At 59.0% G+C, this 18,961-nt stretch carries 16 protein-coding genes and 1 tRNA gene; 12 read left to right on the forward strand and 5 right to left on the reverse strand.

Going from position 1 to position 18,961, the window contains the following annotated elements; all coding sequences use genetic code 11:
- Positions 1–132: 132 nt before the first annotated feature.
- On the forward strand, positions 133–1,959 hold the full coding sequence (locus VSX42_RS08775) for an ATP-dependent helicase (RefSeq protein ID WP_326503926.1): 1,827 nt from the start codon (positions 133–135) through the stop codon (positions 1,957–1,959).
- Positions 1,959–2,531: a M48 family metallopeptidase gene (locus VSX42_RS08780; RefSeq protein ID WP_326503927.1), complete on the forward strand. Its 573-nt coding sequence runs from the start codon at positions 1,959–1,961 to the stop codon at positions 2,529–2,531. The genes VSX42_RS08775 and VSX42_RS08780 overlap by 1 nt, the downstream gene beginning before the upstream one ends.
- A 29-nt stretch (positions 2,532–2,560) precedes the next feature.
- Here the strand turns inward: VSX42_RS08780 and VSX42_RS08785 are convergent, their stop codons facing one another.
- Positions 2,561–3,949 carry a zinc-dependent metalloprotease gene (locus tag VSX42_RS08785; RefSeq protein WP_326503928.1) on the reverse strand — a complete coding sequence of 463 codons (1,389 nt, stop codon included), beginning with the start codon at positions 3,947–3,949 and terminating at the stop codon, positions 2,561–2,563.
- A 161-nt stretch (positions 3,950–4,110) separates the two neighbouring features.
- On the opposite strand from VSX42_RS08785, the gene VSX42_RS08790 reads away from it, so the two are divergent.
- The 7 genes from VSX42_RS08790 to VSX42_RS10970 all read left to right on the forward strand — a co-directional run bounded on the left by VSX42_RS08790 (position 4,111) and on the right by VSX42_RS10970 (position 10,510).
- Positions 4,111–5,196: a PDZ domain-containing protein gene (locus VSX42_RS08790; RefSeq protein ID WP_326503929.1), complete on the forward strand. Its 1,086-nt coding sequence runs from the start codon at positions 4,111–4,113 to the stop codon at positions 5,194–5,196.
- A 167-nt stretch (positions 5,197–5,363) separates the two neighbouring features.
- The gene (locus VSX42_RS08795; RefSeq protein WP_326503930.1) at positions 5,364–8,399 is read left to right on the forward strand and encodes a UPF0182 family protein; all 3,036 of its coding nucleotides are present in this window, start codon (positions 5,364–5,366) and stop codon (positions 8,397–8,399) included.
- Positions 8,400–8,546: 147 nt separating this feature from the next.
- Positions 8,547–8,623, forward strand: a tRNA-Met gene (locus VSX42_RS08800).
- Positions 8,624–9,198: 575 nt separating this feature from the next.
- On the forward strand, positions 9,199–9,441 hold the full coding sequence (locus VSX42_RS08805; RefSeq protein ID WP_326503931.1) for a hypothetical protein: 243 nt from the start codon (positions 9,199–9,201) through the stop codon (positions 9,439–9,441).
- Positions 9,442–9,443: 2 nt separating this feature from the next.
- Positions 9,444–9,719: a DUF6973 domain-containing protein gene (locus VSX42_RS10965; RefSeq protein ID WP_418950785.1), complete on the forward strand. Its 276-nt coding sequence runs from the start codon at positions 9,444–9,446 to the stop codon at positions 9,717–9,719.
- Positions 9,720–9,767: 48 nt separating this feature from the next.
- On the forward strand, positions 9,768–10,088 hold the full coding sequence (locus tag VSX42_RS08810) for a hypothetical protein (protein ID WP_326503932.1): 321 nt from the start codon (positions 9,768–9,770) through the stop codon (positions 10,086–10,088).
- A 275-nt stretch (positions 10,089–10,363) separates the two neighbouring features.
- A complete protein-coding gene (locus tag VSX42_RS10970; protein WP_418950786.1) occupies positions 10,364–10,510 on the forward strand; it encodes a type II toxin-antitoxin system RelE family toxin in 147 nt (48 codons plus the stop codon).
- A 98-nt stretch (positions 10,511–10,608) separates the two neighbouring features.
- On the opposite strand, the gene VSX42_RS10975 is transcribed toward VSX42_RS10970, so the two are convergent.
- Complete coding sequence (locus VSX42_RS10975; protein WP_418950787.1) at positions 10,609–10,788, reverse strand: hypothetical protein; 180 nt, start codon at positions 10,786–10,788, stop codon at positions 10,609–10,611.
- 428 nt (positions 10,789–11,216) lie between these two features.
- On the opposite strand from VSX42_RS10975, the gene VSX42_RS08815 reads away from it, so the two are divergent.
- Positions 11,217–12,596 (forward strand): lipase family protein, encoded by a 1,380-nt coding sequence (locus VSX42_RS08815; protein WP_326503933.1) that lies wholly within the window; start codon positions 11,217–11,219, stop codon positions 12,594–12,596.
- 178 nt (positions 12,597–12,774) lie between these two features.
- On the opposite strand, the gene VSX42_RS08820 is transcribed toward VSX42_RS08815, so the two are convergent.
- On the reverse strand, positions 12,775–13,197 hold the full coding sequence (locus tag VSX42_RS08820) for a hypothetical protein (protein WP_326503934.1): 423 nt from the start codon (positions 13,195–13,197) through the stop codon (positions 12,775–12,777).
- A 330-nt stretch (positions 13,198–13,527) separates the two neighbouring features.
- On the opposite strand from VSX42_RS08820, the gene udk reads away from it, so the two are divergent.
- Positions 13,528–14,148, forward strand: a complete 621-nt coding sequence (gene udk, locus VSX42_RS08825) for a uridine kinase (protein ID WP_326503935.1) — start codon at positions 13,528–13,530, stop codon at positions 14,146–14,148.
- Positions 14,149–14,266: 118 nt separating this feature from the next.
- On the opposite strand, the gene VSX42_RS08830 is transcribed toward udk, so the two are convergent.
- Positions 14,267–14,983, reverse strand: a complete 717-nt coding sequence (locus VSX42_RS08830) for a PspA/IM30 family protein (protein WP_326503936.1) — start codon at positions 14,981–14,983, stop codon at positions 14,267–14,269.
- A gap of 190 nt (positions 14,984–15,173) precedes the next feature.
- Complete coding sequence (locus VSX42_RS08835; RefSeq protein ID WP_326503937.1) at positions 15,174–17,195, reverse strand: TPM domain-containing protein; 2,022 nt, start codon at positions 17,193–17,195, stop codon at positions 15,174–15,176.
- A 254-nt stretch (positions 17,196–17,449) separates the two neighbouring features.
- Here VSX42_RS08835 and VSX42_RS08840 point away from each other — a divergent pair, with 254 nt between their 5' ends.
- Complete coding sequence (locus tag VSX42_RS08840) at positions 17,450–18,904, forward strand: S1C family serine protease (protein ID WP_326503938.1); 1,455 nt, start codon at positions 17,450–17,452, stop codon at positions 18,902–18,904.
- The last annotated feature ends 57 nt before the right edge of the window (positions 18,905–18,961 follow it).

Raw genomic sequence — 18,961 nt, forward strand, 5'->3', positions numbered from 1 at the left:
CCGCTTCTTCTTTTCGAAGAGGCGGGGCCTTAGTATAAGGTGCCGACTGATTTCTACCGGTAGACTAAAGGGCTGGGCACAGTTCCTGTATCAAGTACTGCCCTCAGAGCACCTTAGAGAAAGGGCACCACTATGCAAGACAACAAACTCCGTGCCCAGCCCATTACCCTGTCTGCCCCCAACCCCGAGACTATCCTTGAGGGGCTTGACCCCGAGCAGCGCCGGGTGGCCACCGAACTGGCCGGGCCTATGTGCGTGATGGCAGGTGCCGGTACGGGCAAGACCCGGGCCATCACTCACCGCATTGCCTACGGTATTGCCATCGGCCGCTACAACCCGCGGGCCGTCCTGGCTCTCACCTTTACTAACCGGGCAGCCGAAGAAATGAAGGTGCGCCTGCGCCAGCTGGGTGCTTCCGGAGTCGTAGCCCGTACCTTCCACTCAGCTGCCCTCGCCCAGCTCCGCTATTTCTGGCCCCAGGCTATCGGCGGTATCCTTCCTGAGATTATTAAGAACAAGTCCCAGTTCATCATCGAGTCAGCCCGCCGCCTAGGGCTAGCTACCGATCGGGCTATCGTGCGCGACCTTGCCAGCGAAATCGAGTGGGCCAAGGTCTCCATGCTCACGGCCGACTCCCTCATGCCCCACCTGGCCCACCGGGAGCTGCCGGCAGACATCAGCCCCATCGACATGGTGCGCCTGCTGCGCACCTACGAGGAGCTCAAAGACGAGCGCAACGTCATCGACTTTGAAGATATCCTGCTGCTGACCGTCGCCATCATCGAGGAAAACCCTGATATCGCCGCCCAGATTCACCAGCAGTACCGCCACTTCGTGGTGGACGAATACCAGGACGTTTCCCCCCTGCAGCAACGCCTGCTGGACGCCTGGCTGGGGCGGCGCGACGATATATGCGTGGTGGGCGATGCCTCCCAGACCATCTACTCCTTTGCCGGGGCAACCAGCCGCCACCTGCTCGAATTTCGCACCCGATTCGAGGGCGCCACCGTGGTTAAGCTGGTGCGTGACTACCGTTCCACCCCGCAGGTGGTCGACCTGGCCAACCGCCTGTTAGCTGCCCGCCGTCAGATGCCCGACTCCACCCGCTACTCCTGGGCCCCGCCCCTGCAACTGGTCTCCCAACGAGAGCCCGGGGCTAAACCCGAGTGGTTTGAATACGCCGATGACGAGCAAGAAGCAATCGGTATCGCTGAAGACATCAAGGACCTCATTGAAAAGGATGGCGTACCGGCAGCCGATATCGCCGTGCTCTACCGCACCAACTCCCAGTCAGCTGCCCTGGAACAGGCCCTCACAGATGCCGGAATCAACTATCAGCTTCGCGGCGCAGAACAGTTCTTTGACCGCCCCGAGGTTCGTGCCGCTATCAGCATGCTCCAGGGTGCAGCCAAGGGCGCTGAAGCCACCGACAGCGTCACCCAGCTCGTGCGAGATAACCTCAAGAACCTGGGCTGGTCAGCCAAAGCCCCCAAGCGCTCCGGCCAAGAAAGAGCTCGTTGGGAGTCTCTTGAAACCCTGGTGTCCCTTGCCGACCGCCTTGCCGACGAGCGCAGGCAAGCGCGGGAGCGGGCGTCCGCTAACGGCGCCACCGATCTGCCCCCCGAGTTCACCCTCTACGAGCTGGTTGCCGTGCTCATCCAGCGCTCCCAGCACCGCGATGCCCCCTCCCTCAACGGTGTCACCCTCGCCTCCCTGCACGCAGCCAAGGGTCTAGAATGGGAGGCCGTCTTCCTCTGCGGCCTCAACGAGGGCCTTATGCCGATTTCCTTCGCCCAAACCAGCGACGAGGTAGATGAAGAACGCCGTCTCTTCTACGTCGGAATTACCCGCGCCCGCTCCTACCTGACCTTGAGCTGGTCGCGCTCGCGAACCCCCGGCGGGCGGGCAGGGCGCAAGCGCTCCCGCTTTATCAACGACATCGCTCCCAAGGGGGTCTAGTGGCTACCTCGCGTGAGATACTACCGGCAACGGCCTCCCGCCCCGAGATTGAGGTGGTGCGCTCTACCCGCCGCACCCGCACGGTACAGCTAGCGCCGCACAAAAGCGGACGCCTGCGCCTGATGGTCCCCGCCGCCTCCACCGATAGGGAGATTGAGGGCTACCTACGCCGCATGCTACCTAAGGTAGAGGCCCGCCGGGCCCGTAAGGACGCCGGTGCCCAGCGGGGTGCCCGCGATGAGTTTTTGCGGGAGCGCGCTGACTACCTACGAGCCACCTACCTGCCGGAAGCCCCGGAGCCGCTCTCAATCCGGTGGGTCACCAACCAGAAACAGCGATGGGCCTCAGCGACCCCCGCTGAGCGCACGATCCGTATCTCGCATACACTTCAGGGCGCACCGGAGTACGCCCTGGATTCAGTGATTTTTCACGAGCTCTGCCATTTTCTGGAGCCCAATCATTCACCTGCTTTTAGATCCCTTGAAGCCCGCTACCCCCACCTTGAGAAAGCGCGGGGCTTTTTGGAAGGTGTTACTTTTGGGCAGCGGGCGCAACAGGCAGGACGGGTCTAGAGAAGACTCTTCCCTAGACCCGTGCCTCTTTATTCTTTGTCTTTCTCTTCGGACCCTTCAGCGGGCTCGTCGTAGCCGCCGGCTAGAAGCTTCTCGAGGGCCGCGTCGAACTCGTCCTCGCTGGCGTTGAGCAGGGCCCGGCGGGAGGTGAAGCCTGCGGGGTCGTCCAGATCCTCGCCGGTGGGCAGGGTCTCGGGGCCCTCCCAGAGCTGGTCGCGAGCCTCAAAGCCGTGGTTTTCTTCGTAGTGACGCCAGAAGGCAAGGGCCTCGCGCATCTTACGGGGGCGTAGTTCAAGGCCAACCAGCTGGGCGAAAGCGTGCTCTGCGGGGCCGCCAGTGGCGCGGCGGCGGGCCATGGTCTCAGCCAGCTGCGGGGCCATGGGTAGGTTTTTGGTGGCCTGCTCGGTGACGAGGCTGACCCAGCCTTCGATGAGGGCCAGCAGGGTTTCGAGGCGGTCAAGGGCCAGCTGTTGGTCTTCGGTGAGCTGGGGTTTGAACATGTCGCCGGCGAAGGCGTCCATCATGGCTTCGGGGTTTGAGGGGTCGAAGTCGATGTCGTTGGCGGCTGCCTGCATACGCTCAATATCAACGTGAATGCCGCGGGAGAAGCGCTTGATGAGGTCGATGATGTCCTCACGCAGCCAGGGATTGGTCTTATGCAGTCGAATCAGGGCAGCTTCGCGCACGGCAAGGTAGAGCATGACCTCTTGGGCCGGGATTTCTAGGCCTTCGCCGAAGGCTGCAACGCCGGCAGGTAGCAGGGCTGAGCGCCCCTGGGCCAGCGGGATACCAATGTCGGTGGACGAGACGACCTCTTCGGCCAGCTTGCCGATGGCCTGTCCCATCTGCATACCGAACATCATGCCGCCGAGACCGGCAAAGATACTGCCGCCGCCGAGCATACCGGCCATTTCTTCGGGTATCTGCTGCTGGATAGAGGAGGTCATGGCTGATGAGACTTCTTCGGCAACGGGGCCAGCGATGTCTTTCCATGTGGCAAAGGAGTTCTCAACCCACTCGGCTTTGGCCCAGGCTTCAACACCGAAGGCAGGACGCTCGAAGATAGTCACGGGGTCCAGCCAGAGATCTGCCAGGGCAGCAGCATCACGAACCGCGCCTGTCTGGGACGAAGTCACCGAGGGGTCTTCCCCCATGGCCAGTACCTGGCGGGCGTGCTGCTTGGCCATATCCCAGTTGACAGGCTCGTCGCTAGACTGGGCGCTCATCATGGAATTGACCTGGGCGAAGATGCCCGAAAGCATGGCGGGGTCGAGGGGGATGCCCATATTTTTGAGGGCGTCAGCATCGAAGCCTGTGGCCCCGTTCATGGCTGACGGATCAAACCCCTGCTCCTGTAGCTTTTTGAGGAACTCTTCAAGGGGGTCACGGCCAGCTGAGTCGTAGGGGTTGTTGGTCACGTTCTGCCTCGTTTCAATAGGGGGCTGCGGCGCCCGCCGCTCCTGTTTCTCACTAGCCTACCGACCGGGGTGCATGCCCCGGGAGGCTTTTAGCCCTGAGCCAAGTGGGAATTTGCTGGGGAGTGGGCTGAACCGGGTGATTTTGCTAGTAGGCTAGTCCTATGGTTTTTTCGAAGAGGGACAACGCAGGCACCCGCCCCGGTGGAGGCCGGGCTGATCTGCGCAAGGTCAGCGCTGTGGGGGCCCTGGGCCTGTCGATGCTTTCTTTGGTGATTCCGGTTGATTTCGTGACTGAGTCACCCGGCCCCACCTTCAACACGATTGGCGAGTTTAACAGTAAGCCCCTGATTGAGATTGAGGGTGCTCAGACCTACCCGGTGAGCGGCAACCTTGACATGACCACAGTGTCGGTCGCCGGTGGCCCCAATTCTTCTCTCTTTGCGATTGAGGCGCTGGCAACTTGGCTGGAAGATTCTACAGCGGTGCTGCCCAGCGACCTCATCTACGAACCCTCAGTGACTAGCGAGCAGGTCACCGCGCAGAACACTGCCGATATGACCAACTCCCAGGAGGTAGCTCAGGCGGCTGCCCTCACTCAGCTGGGCATCGACTACACCGAGATTTTAACGGTGTCAGGTGCCGTTGAGGGCGGCCCCAGCCAAGGCATACTCCAGGAGGGCGACGTGATTACCGCTCTCAACGGCGAGCTGCTAGCAAGCTACACCGATCTGACCGAGCGGGTGAACGCGTCCGCCGGGCAGCCCGTCACCCTCACCCTGACCCGCGACGGCAGCGAGCAGGACGTCACCGTCACCCCCTCCTACAACGAGCAAGGGCAGCGCTACGTGCTGGGCCTCTACATTGCCCGGTCCTTTGAGTTCCCCATGACCGTTAACTACGGCCTGGAAGAAGTGGGCGGCCCTTCTGCTGGCATGATGTTTGCCCTGGGGATTATCGATGAGCTAACCGAAGGCGAGATGACCGGCGGCCTTCACTTTGCCGGAACCGGCACCATCGACGCGGACGGCACCGTGGGCAGCATCGGCGGCATCGAACAAAAGATGCAGGGAGCTGCGGACGCCGGTGCTATGGTTTTCTTGGCACCGGCAGATAACTGCGATGAAGTGGTCGGTAACGTGCCCCGTCGCCTGAACGTCATCAAGGTATCAACTTTGGATGAGGCGGTAGACGCGGTTACCCGCATCGGCCAGGGCGAAGACCCCTCAACCCTCCCCATCTGTTCATAAGGGGCGGGGCTGGTCACCCCAGAGCTGAAATGCTAAGCCTACTCTCGAAACTCACAGTTTTCTTTGGCACAATAGTGTCTTATATGTAGCGTCGCCCACTGTGCGGCGTCACCCACCACACAGGCCGCATCTTTGCGGCAGACACGAAACACAACTGAAGGATACCCGTGAGTACCGGAAGCACCCCTCCTCGTTCATCATCACGCGCTCCTCAACGTAGAAACCGGCCGCTGACCGTGACCGTGGCAATCATTGCCGCCTTGGTTGTAGCCTTTGTTTTTGCAACCCAGGTGTACACCGACGTCCTCTGGTATGACCAGCTGGGCTACCTCAAGGTTTTCATCACCCAGAACCTGACCCGCGGTGCCGTCTTCCTAGTTGCAAGTATCGTTGTAGGTATCGCCGTTTGGGCCAGCCTCTTCTACGCCTATAGGCATGGCCAACTACAGACTCCTAGCCCCCGCCGTTCTGCTGGCCCCCGAGTTGATGCCAACGGCAACCCTGTGCCCGACCCCTACGGCGATATGCAGGACCTCTTCAACCAGAACATGGAGCGCTACCGCCAGGGTATTGAGCGTATGCGCAAGGTCCTTCTGATTGCTGTGCCGGTTCTTCTGGGCGCTTTCGTCGGCAGTGGGGCGATGACCCAGTGGGAGGCCGTCCTGCTCTTCTTCCAGGGCGAAAGTTTTGGTACCACAGACCCCGAGTTCGGCCGCGACCTGGGCTTCTTCATGTTTACCCTGCCCTTCCTCAACGTGGTGACCGGCCTGCTGAGCACCGCTATTATCTTCTCAGCGATGGCAGCTTTGGTTATGCACTACTTCTACGGCGGAATCGTAGTGGGAGAGCGCGGTATCACTACCACCGTGCACTTCCGCCGCCACATCGCAGTGCTCGGTGCCCTCTTTATTCTGCTGCGCGGCATCACCCTGTGGCTGGCCCGCTACAACGCAACCCAGGACCAGTCCGGCTCCTGGGCCGGTGCCATGTATAGCGACGTCAACGCCATCATCCCTGTCAACGCGATTCTGGCGATTGCCTCCCTGCTGGTCGCTGCCCTCTTCGTCGTAGCGGCTGTTCGCGGGAACTTTCGTCTGCCCATCATTGGCACCGCCGTGCTGGTGATTGCTTCGCTGGTTGCCGGTGGCATCTACCCCTGGGTTGTGCAGCGCTTCCAGGTTGTGCCGAACGAGCAGGCTGCAGAAGCCCCCTACATTCAGCGCAACATTGACGCTACCCGCGCCGCCTACGGCCTGGACCAGATAGACGTTCAGAGCTACGACGCCACCACCTCAACCGCAGCAGGTGCCCTGCGCGGTGAGAGCGACACCATCTCTAACATCCGTCTGCTCGACCCCAATGTGGTCTCCGGCGCTTTTGCCCAGCTGCAGCAGTTCCGCCCCTACTACCAGTTTGGGCAGAACCTTTCGGTGGACCGCTACACCATCGACGGAACTGAGACCGACACTGTTATCGCCGCCCGCGAGCTGAACCCCGACCAGAATGCCGGGTCTTCCTGGGTTAACCAGCACGTGGTCTATACCCACGGCTACGGCGTCATTGCCGCCTACGGTAACCAGGTTGAAGCCGATGGTAAGCCCAAGTTCATCCAGTCGGGTATTCAGGCAACCGGTGCAATTAGCGGTGACTACGAGCCCCGTATCTACTTCGGCCAGAGCTCACCCGATTACTCTATCGTGGGTGGCACCGCCGAGGACGAACCGCTAGAACTTGACCGGCCCCAGACCGCTGACGACGAAAGTGGCGCGGACGCCAAATACACCTTCAGCGGCAACGGCGGTCCCGTTATCGGTAACGCCTTTAACCGCCTGGCCTACGCCATCAAGTTCCAGTCCTCAGACATCCTGCTGTCGGACGCCGTCCGCCCCGAATCCCAGATTCTTTACGACCGCGACCCCTCAGAGCGCGTAAAGAAGGTTGCCCCCTACCTGACCGTAGACGGCAACCCCTACCCGGCTATCATCGATGGCCAGGTGCTCTGGATTGTGGACGCCTACACCACCAGCAACCAGTACCCCTACTCGCAGGCAGCCCAGCTCGATAATGCGACCTCTGATTCAGAGACCGCATCCGGCGTAACCCAGGCCCTGCCCAGCCAGCAGGTTAACTACATCCGTAACTCGGTTAAGGCCACTGTAAACGCCTACGACGGCTCGGTTACCCTCTACGCCTGGGATGACCAGGACCCGGTACTGAAGACCTGGCAGAAGGTCTACCCCGATACCGTGCGCCCCTACAGCGAGATGAGCGCTTCGCTTATTGAACACGTGCGCTACCCCCAGGACCTCTTCAAGGTGCAGCGAGAGATTCTGAACGCCTACCACGTGACCAATGCAAGCAGCCTCTATAACGGGGACGACCGCTGGTCGATTCCTAACGATCCCACCAACGACAGCGGCCGCCCCCTGCCTCCCTACTACATGTCCCTGCAGATGCCGGGTGAAGACTCAGCTCAGTTCTCGCTGACCACCAGCTTCATCCCCCAGCAGTCAGACAGCAACACCCGTAACGTCATGTACGGCTTCCTCTCAGCCAATGGCGATGCCGGTACCGGTAAGGACGGCGAAAAAGCAGAAGGCTACGGCAAGCTAACCCTGCTTGAGCTTCCCCGCTCGTCGGTTGTTCCCGGCCCCGGCCAGGCTCAGAACGTCTTCAACTCAGATACCGCTGTATCAACCGAGCTGAACCTGCTGCGCCAGGGTGCTTCTGACGTAATCAACGGCAACCTGCTCACCCTGCCCGTGGGCGGCGGTATTCTCTACGTGCAGCCGGTCTACGTGCAGTCCTCCGGCGATGCCGCCTACCCCTCACTGCGCCGCGTCCTTGTGGGCTTTGGTGAGCAGGTCGGCTTTGCCCCTACCCTGGAGGAAGCCCTGGATGAGCTCTTTAGCGGTTCCTCCGGCGCTGAAACCGCTGCCGATGCCGGTGTCGATGAAACCGAGGCCGCTCAGGCAGCTGACGGTACTGTGACCAGCACTGACAGCGCGAGCCTGACCGGCGCCCTGCAAGATGCCCGCAAGGCGATGCAGGATGCGGACGCCGCTATGAAGGCTGGCGACTGGGCCGCCTATGGCGAAGCCCAGAACCGTCTGAACGAGGCCCTGCAGCGCGCCATTGATGCTGAAGGTATCGAGGGCACTGCCACCACCGAGGCAAGCCCCAGCCCCTCACCCTCCAACTAGGAGCCAGGCTGTAGCAGCCTTGGGTAGATAAGGACGCCGCCTCCCGCACCCAGCGGGCTGGCGGCGTCCTTTTTATGTAGAGTACGTCACAAAAGCTGGTTCTGGCTTGCGCTGCCTGTAGGAAGTGCGTATAGTTATATGAGTCGCCGCGGGGTGGAGCAGTTCGGTAGCTCGCCGGGCTCATAACCCGGAGGCCGCAGGTTCAAATCCTGCCCCCGCAACCATTTGATAAGTCGTCCCGTTCGGAATGAATCCGACCGGGGCGATTTTCTTTTCCCCATCATTGCTGAGTTCAGCAGTGGTGGGGATTTTTGCGTTAAGGAGTCCATCACCCAGTAACTCCCCAAGGGATCTGTCATTGACACGATTGAACAGGGTCTAACTGAGACTGATGCGGGTCTGTGGGGTTCTGCTGAGGTGACGCCGGATGAATGGGCTACGTATGGGGCGGATGAGCTGGTGTGGTTGTTGACGTGTTCGGGTGCTTTTGTGGGGGAGTCTGGCGTGGGACAGACGTTTACGTTTCCGTATACGGATAATTTGCGGGTTGGTTTGGTGCCAATCGACAAGTGAAAGGAAGCTTGCTTAATTATTGTGGCATTTGCTAGTGTGACAATTGCCAACTGGTAAATTGCAATGAGACGAGATAACAATGATGTTCGTTCGCCCTAAGACTATTCTTAAGCTTGCACCCATAGCTCTACTCACAAGCGGTATGCTGATCTCAACTCCTGCATCTGCAGATGAGCTTACTCCTCCGCGGCCTCTGACGGAGTATGAGCAAGAACTTATCTAAGGTGTGACACCAGAAGAAAAAGAAATGCTTTTCAGAGCTATTGCTTTGAATGAAGAGGTAAACAAGGAGGAGCGTGGAACTTTGGGGCAGTTCAGATCTTCTTCCCCTTCAAGCGTTTATGAAGATATAGATTTTGAAAAGCTTAAGCAATGGGGTGAAGAGGGCGTTAAATGTGGTCTCTACGCTAATCCTATCAACTGCTATACAGGACTCTTGACTCTAACACTGCTCGCGATACTGCTGTAGAGTTGTATCCTAAGGAGAGCCTGCACAATGGTGAAGGCGATGCTTTTAGGCATTGTTACTGGAATGCTCTGATGTACTTGCATTTTGGGAATCCTGACGCTGAAACCATTGCCAATAATCATGAGTCAGTAGCAGATGGCCCTGAAGAGGAAGTGGCTATGGACTTACATAACAACGCTGTGGGGCGAGAAATCGGTCGACGTGTTGGTACTGAGGACGATGCTAAACAGGGATGCCAGGACGCATTGACTTCTGGCGAGCTGCAAGTGATAGGTTAGGAAAATCTAAATTCGAACTTCTTCTGGTAGAAAGAAGGCAGTATCGTTATGAATCTTGTAAAAAACCATAAGCTCTTTCTTCTCTCCGTATGTTTTTGGCTATTTTTAATGGCTTTTGAGTACTTCATCCGTTTTACTGCGGGGATAGCTTGCCATACTTCAAATGAGTATATTCAAGGCGAAGCCTATTGGGGATTTTTCCCTGTAATTGGAACCCGTTGTGTATGGGACAGCCTACCTGAGGGCGTGAGTGCTTTTTCTGGACCTGGTCTTACAACAGTTGCTGCTCCGGTGATTCTATGTGCGTGGTTGTTGGAGGCTTGGTTACAGGGGCGGAAACAGAAGAAAGAATTAAAGGTTACCTTGTAGCTAAGGGTATAGGTGTCTACCGGCGTTGCAGTTGCACCAGTAGAGACTGCCGACAATTCTGAACGCAAGGTGTTAGCTAATTATGCTGGTGGCTCTTGGCGTGTTGCTGGCTAGTGGTGCTGTGGTTGTGTGGGCTTCGCGTACTCGTCAGGCGTAAACCTGGTGAGTCGTCTTCACAGCCGATAGCTTTACCGTGAATCGTTAAAAAAGGATTGGCGTCCGCTCCATTGGGTGGACGCCAATTTTTGTGAGGTCATGATGATGATCCTAAGCCTTTGGAATATAGAAAGCTCAGAGGAAAAAATAAGAGATACCGGGTCAAGGTTAAGAACTGCCGCATCCTCTATAGGATTGATGATGGGGGAGTGGTTATCACTGTCTTTAAAATTGGGCACCGCCGGGAAGTTTATCGGAGTCTTTGAATCATGCAGATGGTTTGAGTCGTACTCAGAGGGGTGTCGGCGTCTTTTCGATTAGGAAGACGCCGACACTCTTTATTTAATTAAACCTCAAAGTTTCATCAGCTTACCCAGATACCTCTAGTAGAAGACCAATTAATAGTCTTGCCCGAAGAGAACCTCACCTCGTAAACCCCATTACCAGCATGCACCTCATCGGACACAGGGTAGCCATACACCGAAGTGAAACCAGTATTCCGCCAATGAGCGTAAATAGCGCCGCGCCCATTGACCAGGTTCACTCCGGTATTAGGTGCCTAGAAAAACCGAGTGACATTGGTGCCTAGTACGAATGTCTGGCGGGCCCCGTTCGCTACAGCCGTCTCATCCTCACTGGGGAATCCGTAGGTGCCGGTGCCGCCCTCGCGGGTGAACTTGCCACCGATAGCCCCGTTCTCCCAGATTGTATGAGTCCGATGATGAGTAGAGTAGGAGTCCAGTAGAAAGCCGTGTAGCCGGAGGCCACAGGTTCAAATCCTGCCCCCGCAACCACGATAAGAAACCCACTCGAAAGAGTGGGTTTCTTCGTTTAAGCTACTCAGCAAGAGAATCTTTCCCGTAGATGCTTACGAGCGGTAAGCAGGGCGTCAGCGCTCATCTGATGTATGCCCTACACTAGTGAAGTGCTCTTCGCACGCACTCGCACTCAACTTTCTTATAGGGAAACTCATTGGCTAAATACACGCCGCGCCACGTCGCGCCCAAAAACGTCGGCAAGCGCCGGGCAACCGCCCTCTCACTCACCGCCCTGCTAGCTTTTAGCATGGCCCCGGCCAACGCAGCCGAAACCACGCCCCTGACTGAAAACAGCCAGGCCGTGCAAGAAGCAGAAGCGCTCATCCAAGAAGCCCTCACCAGCGAGGGTAGCAGCCCCGCCGCTATCTACAACCATGTCCCCGAAACGCTAGTTAGCGAAAATTTCTATGCCGCCCCGGCCCAGCTGCCCACCGCTAACGGTGCCCTCATCAAGAAGGAAAACTTCACCTTCAAGGTCGACGCCAACAACGTCATCGCCCACCCTGTAGCCCAGGCCCAGCGGATTATGTACAAGTCCACCGACCACCTGGGGAACCCCGTGGCGGTCACCGGCACCGCACTCACCACAAAGGTTGCCTGGAACGGTCCTGGCGAGCGTCCTATCATCGCTATGGCCCCCGGTACCCAGGGCATTGGCGACTCCTGTGCCCCCTCTAACCAGTTCGCAGCGGGAACCGAATACGAGAGCCTCGTTATCACCTCCCTGCTCAGTGCCGGTTATAACGTGGTTATTACCGACTATATCGGCCTGGGCACCGCTGGCACTCACAGCTACCTCAACCGAGTAGACCAGGGCAATGCGGTGCTGGACGCCGCCCGCGCAGCTACCGCCGCTGACCTCGGCCTGGGTAGCCCTACCTCACCCATCGGCCTCTGGGGCTACTCCCAGGGCGGCGGCGCGGTAGCGTCCGCCGGTGAACTCCAGGCCAGCTACGCCCCCGAGCTCAACCTCAAGGGCATCTACGCGGGTGCCGTTCCGGCTAACCTGCAGTCTGTAGTCAGCTTCATCGATGGCGGTCTTTACACCGGTTTTTCCCTGATGGGCGTAGTGGGCCTGGCCGATAGCTATGGCATCGACCTGAGCCACAAGCTCTCAGCTGAAGGCCAGGCAGCCCTCGACACTATTCGGGACCAGTGCACTCTCGCTGCTGTGGGTACCTTCGGTTTTAAGAACACCCGCACCCTCACCGCCAGTGGCCAGACCCTGGCCCATGAAATGACCGCCGATCCCCAGGTCTCACAAATCATGGCTCAGAATAACCTGGGCCAGCAGGGGCGCCACCCTGAGGTTCCGATTCTGATTGCGTCGTCCTGGGCCGATGACGTAATTCCCTACCGGACCAACCGCCAGCTGGCAGCAGACTACTGCCAGCAGGGCTCCCGTGTCACCTTCTACACGCTGGCCGGTGCGACCCACGTGGCAGGTATCTTTGAGGGTATTCCCCGCGGCCTAATCTTCCTAGACCGCCAGTTTAAGGGGCTCTCCAGCATCAACTCTTGCTGGCAGTTCTAGACAACTCAGTTAACAGAAAATCTTCATACACGACTAGGCCCGGGTCACCTTGCGGTGGCCCGGGCCTAGAATTGGAGTGTGTGTGAATACGGATGTGTTTTTATGTGGTTTAAGATGGGAAAACTTAAGGCCGGCTGCACCTGTCGGTGCGGCCGGCCTTTAGGTTGAGGGCTAAGTCTTATGCTGCCTGGGCCCAGTGGCCTGCAAGGTCTGCTGCCAGCAGGGTTCGCAGGGTGCCGGTGTAGTCGGCAGGGATTCGGCTAAAGCGGTAGCCATCGATGGTAAGAGTATTGCCCAGGAAGGGGAGGTGGGTCAGCTTGGCCTGGTCGAGTGCGTGCAGGTCAAGAGATAGGGTGTTGCCTGCCTGGAAGGAGTTTTTGAGAATCAGGATGCGCTCGTTGGTGATGACCAGTAGGGAGTCGCCAAAGCTGCCAAACTTGCCGGTGGCTACATCAACAACGGTCTCTCCGCGCACCATGGAATCTGCCATGTGCAGAGCCTTGTGAAACTTCTTGAGCCCACCGTGGGAAGAGTGGCGCTTGACGGCAGAACCTAGCGAAGCGCTGGTGTAGGTGTCGGTTGCCCAGTTTGCAAAAATCATGGTGCTCTTCCTCAAGTGGTTGGTGGGGTGGCGTACGAGCTGTACCCAACTATACACATATTTTGTCCCCCAAAGGGCAGGTTGTGGAGAAAAATTTGTCCCCCGCTTGTCGTATCTCCTAAGTTGACCCCTGTTTGAGCTGGTAGGCTCTATATCTGGGAAAAAGCTGGGTGTTCAAGTTTGGGAAAAATTTACCTGTGAAACATATAGGTAGGGGCTGGGGACAAACTGTGCCAGGATTTTGGGGGACAAAGCCGGGTGGGTGCCGTCCCCCGGGGAACATGCCACAATAGATAGCAGTAATACTTTGACCTATAGGGCTGCACGCACATGAAACCCCTGATTATCGGTATCGCCGGTGGCACCGGCTCCGGCAAGACCACCCTGACCAACTCCCTGCTTGAAAAGTTTGATGGCCAGGTGGGCGTGATTTATCACGACAACTATTACAAGCGCAATGACCACCTCACCTACGAACAGCGCTGCCTGCTGAACTACGATGCGCCCGAAGCCTTCGACAATGATCTTCTAGTGACCCACCTTAAAGCCCTCATCGCGGGGCAGACCATCGAGACACCTGTTTACGATTTCGCGGATCACAACCGGTCAGATGAGACTCTGATCGTTGAACCCCAGCCCATCATCATCCTTGAGGGCATCCTGATTTTTGCTGAGCCTGAAATTCGCGACCTGTGCGATATCAAGCTCTTTGTAGATACCGACGCCGATGTGCGCATCCTGCGCCGCTTGCGCCGCGACGTCATCGAACGGGGCCGTACTATTGAGTCTGTTGAGGCCCAGTACCTTACCACCGTCAAGCCCATGCATGAGCTGCATGTGGAGCCCTCAAAGCGCCACGTAGACATGATTATCCCCGAGGGGGTCAACGTGGTTGCTCTCGATATGCTGTTCCACCGTATTACCGGCCAGATCGGCACCCAGGCAGGTTAGCCCTAGCCGTAGGCGGGAGCAAACCGTCGAAAGGGGCGTCCTTGCACTCCTAGATACAGATGTGGGGCCCACCTCCCAAGGAGGTGGGCCCCACATCTGCTTAACCCTTGTAGCTGTTTTACTGCTTGCCGGCCTTGAGGGCTGCTAGGCGGGCTTCGAGTTCTGACTGGCGACCGAGTTCTTCAAGGTCGTTAAACTGGGCATCGAGGGAGGAGGCCGCGAGCTCCTGCTGGCCGCGTACGCGGGCTTCTTCGCGGCGCACCTTGTCTTCGAAGCGGGAGATTTCGCTGGTGGGGTCCATGACGTCAAAGGCCTTGAGGGCGTCGTTGACCTGGGACTGGGCCGCGGCTGACTTCTGGCGGGCTACGAGTTCATCGCGCTTGCGCTTGATTTCGTTCAGCTTCTCCTTCATCTGGGTCAGACCGGTCTTGAGCTGCTCAACCACGGCGGTCTGAGACTCAATCTGGGGCTTGATGGCGGAGGCTTCGTTCTCTGCCTGCATCTGGCGGCCCAGAGCGATCTTGGCCAGGTTATCGAACTTGTCGGCGTTAGCGGTGTCGCCGGTGGCGCGGAACTCGTCGGCCTTATTTGAAGCCGCCAGGGCCTTGGCGCCCCATTCGCCTGCTTCGCGCAGGTCTTCGGCGTGGTCTTCTTCGAGCATGCGCAGGTTGCCGATGGTCTGGGCGACAGCCTGTTCTGCTTCGGCGATGTTGTTGGTGTAGTCGCGCACCATCTGATCGAGCATCTTCTGGGGGTCTTCAGCGGCGTCAATCAGGGCGTTGATGTTGGCCTTGGTGAGCTGGGCGATGCGGCTGAAAATGGTCTGCTTAGCCATGAGAGTACCTTTCGGTGGGTGGGGAAAGCATGAGCGGGCTTGCTGTGCCTTCTTTTATTCTGTCAAGGCTTGGGGCAGATGGTGGTCTGCCACACCTTGTGGTTACTACGTTGTCAGCGAAAACTAAGCCTGTGCACAGGCACTGGGCCGTGTGTGAGCAAGAGGAGAGAGCCGGACGGACGCCGGTGGGCTAGAAGTTGCCCCCGGCACCTCCACCGTCGCCCCAGCTGCCTCCACCGCCGAAGCCTCCACCAAAGGTGCCACCGCCCATACCGCCGCCAAAGCCGCCTGAGCCAAATCCACCTGACCCGAAGCCGCCTCCGGAGCTGTGGTTGCTGCCCCCGAGTAGGGTACCGAGCAGGATACCGCCCAACATGGCTGAATTATAGTTGCCGCCGCCGGAGTAGCCGTTGCGCTGGTTGAAACGGTCCACATCGGAGCGGGCGATGCGCTGGGCCTCACCTGCGAGGCGGATAGCGTCATTGGCATGGGCCAGGGCAGCGATGGGGGCGCTGTGCTGGAGCTGCTGGGCCTCACCGAGGTGGCGTTCTGCCTCGCGAAGGCGGGTGCGGGCTTCTGCCTTTACGCCGCCTCGTCGTGCCCAGACGTATTCGCTGGCTGACGACACCTGGGCCTGGGCAGACACCAGGGTGTGGCCCAGGGTTTCACGGGCGCTGCGCTCTTGTTCATGGGTTTGGCGCACCGCATCGAGGGCGGTATCTAGGTCTGACCGTACTTCGTGGATCCGCTGGTTGAGCAGGTAGGGGTCAATCAGCCCGGCGGAGCGTTCGGCTCGAATCTGGCCGAGTACGGCCTGAACCCCGGCGGCAGCACCGGAGAGCTGGCTGCTACTGCCTGCTCCGCTGCGGGCTAGCTCCTGGGCCTGGGCAACGTCGCGGTCAGCCAAAATCAGGGCGTTATCGAGTGAGGCTGCCATCTTGCCCAGGTCGGTTTCAGCGTGGTGAATCGACTCTAGTAGGCCCCTAGTCTGGCCCAGAGCTTCTTCACCGGCACGCAGGGCAAGAATAGCCTGGCTTCGCTGGGTGCCCAGCAAGTCTTCTGCCTCCTTGGCCTCTTGCCGGGCAAATTCTATGCGGGCCTGGGCTTCGCTGATATTATCTGCCACCGCTCCGAAAGCGCTGGGTGAGTAGAGAGTGCCGAGGCGATCGAGGGCTGCCTGGGCGGCGGGAAAGAGCGGGGTGGCTGAGGCTATGCCCTTGTTGAGGGATTCAAGAGCCTGGGGCGCGGTTTCTTCGAGCTTGCGCAGATTGGTGAAGTTGGCAACCTGCTCGTTGAGGGCCTTCTGGGCGTCCTCGGTGCGGGCAATAATCTCGTTCAGCCAGGCCCGCTGGTCAGCTTCGGTATCGGGGATTTCATCATCTAGCTGTTTTTGCAGCTGGAATGAACGCTGCATGTGGTTCTTAGCCGCTTCGATGGCAGCCAGGAAGGGTTTGATCTCGTCATCGCCGTACTGCAGGCGGGCGAACTCAACCTCCTGCTGGGAGTGGGCGATGGCGTCATCGGTAGCGACCAGCTGGGCACCTGCCCGGGTACGGAGCTCTTCGATGGAGGGCAGGGGCTGGGATGAGGTGGGGTGCCCGCTGCGGCTGCCACCGGTGTTTTTGCGCGCGGACGCCCGTGAGCGGCTAAAAGCCCAGGCCCCGCCGCCAGCGACGGCGGCTACACCCAGTAGGGTAGCTCCACCAACTAGGGCACCAGAGGCACCAGAAGTAACAGATGCTGAGCCCAGCTCGGATTCGATACCGGTGACCGCAGCCAGCGCAGCGGCCGCATAGTCGGAGTTCGCTAGCTCAGGGTAGATGTAATTCTGATAAATCTTCTCCTGCTGGCTGGTAGAAAGAACCGAGGTGGAGCCGGCCATAAAGTAGGCCTGGCGGGCTTCGGTAGCGATGATCAGTACCACGTCGTTGGTGCCCATATTATTGAGGGTGGCAAAGTTACTGGTCCACTCCGAAGAGGAGCTGGGGCTCTCAAACTCATCAATAGTTACAACAAACAGATTGACCTGTTCGTCACTGGCAAGCTGGCTGATGGCGTCCTCTAACGAACCTGTGTCTCCCAGCGAGGAGGTGGTGTCGCTGACCCGAACCCCGGCGTCCAAATCGTAGGGAGCCGCTGCCAGGGCAGCGGGCGATACTCCCAGCGCCAAAGCAAGGGCAAGCAGGGCAGTGGTGGCAGGTTTGCGTGACATGGGGTCTCTCTTCTAGAGGTCAGCGGTACTTGAGCACTATTGTAGCCCCGCTCACCCCTCTCTTTTGAGGTAGCCGACGGCGTTCACCCTCAGCTCAGGGCGATGTACTCCTCAGCTCTATGTACAGCAAACACACAGCTTTGCTTCATCTCTAACACAGACCTATAGCGCATAGTGGGAGCTAAGAAAACACCGCAGGTGCACCTCTTGAATAGGTGCCCACATCAAAAGATCTCGAAAGAAAGCTACTTGAGATGTCACAGAACTCATGGGAACCCACCCCCGATTCGTCGTCCGCTGATCGCACTGTTCCTATGAACCAGCAGCAGGTAGCGGCCTCCGCCGCGGGTGCCTCCAGCCAGGACGACCCCACTACCGTTTTTGCTGCCCAGCAGGCTCCTGCCGCCGGGGCCTACACCTACGCAGGCGCTGCCGCCGGTGCCGCTTACACCGGTGACTACGCTGCTCCTGCCGGTCAGCCCGAACAGAACAAGGGTAAGCACGCAACCCGCACCGTCCTGGCAGCAGCTGCTATCGCTGCCCTGGTCGGTGGCGGTATCGGCGGTGGGGTAGTAGCCGCAACCTCAACCGGTGCAGCTTCAAGCATCACAACCACCAGCTCGGGCGCCACCATCGTCAATAACACCGACTCCGTCAACGCTGTTACCGCTGCTGCTGCCAAGGCGACCCCCTCCACCGTGACCATCGCAGCGACCTCATCGAACGCGTCTGGCTCCGGCTCCGGTGTTATTCTCGACACCGAAGGACACATCCTCACCAATACCCACGTGGTCACTCTCGACGGAGCTACCGCTAATGCCGCCATTGAAGTGCAGCTAGCCGACGGCACCGTCCGCTCCGCCACCGTTGTCGGCACCGACCCCACCAGCGACCTAGCCGTCATCAAGACTGACAACACCAGTGGGCTCACTCTGACACCTGCCACCCTGGGCGACTCTGATGCCCTCAACGTCGGCGACACCACCGTAGCCATCGGCGCACCCCTGGGGCTGTCTAACACCGTGACCACCGGTATCGTCTCGAACCTGGTGAGAACCATCGAGGTAGCCTCATCGGCAGCCGATGAGTCCACCAGCGACTCCGGTAGCAGCAGCACCGACCCCTTTGGTAGCTCACCCTTCCAGTTTGAGATTCCCGGCCAGCAGGGCCAAAGCACCACCTCAAGCTCCACCATCGCCATCAACGTCATCCAGACCGATGCTGCTGTGAACCCTGGCAACTCCGGCGGTGCCCTCATCAACTCTGACGGCGAGGTCATCGGTATCAACGTGGCGATTGCCTCCACTGACTCATCCAGCACTTCCACCAGCGGTAACATCGGTGTTGGCTTCGCTATCCCCATCAACTACGCCAAGCGGGTAGCCCAGGAAATTATCGATAACGGATCAGCCACCCACGGCCTGCTGGGAGCTACTGTCTCCACCTCACCCGCCAACAACGACGCATCCGAAGCCTTCGGCGACGGTGCTCTGATTCAGGAGGTCACCAGCGGAGGAGCCGCCGAAGCTGCCGGCCTAAAGTCAGGCGACGTGGTCACCGCCGTTGATGGGCGTAGCATCAGCGAGGCAACCGAGCTGACCGCTGCCGTCCGCCAGGCAGCAGCCGGTGATGAAGTGACCCTCACTGTTGAGCGCAACGGCTCAACCCAGCAGGTTACCGTGACCCTGGGGGACGCAGCTAACAGCTAGAGATTGATCTAAGGCTCTGCAGGCTCACGCTCGCTGTCGACCCTCTTGCCTGGTTCG

Source organism: Rothia nasimurium (genome assembly GCF_035916755.1).
Lineage (GTDB): Bacteria > Actinomycetota > Actinomycetes > Actinomycetales > Micrococcaceae > Rothia.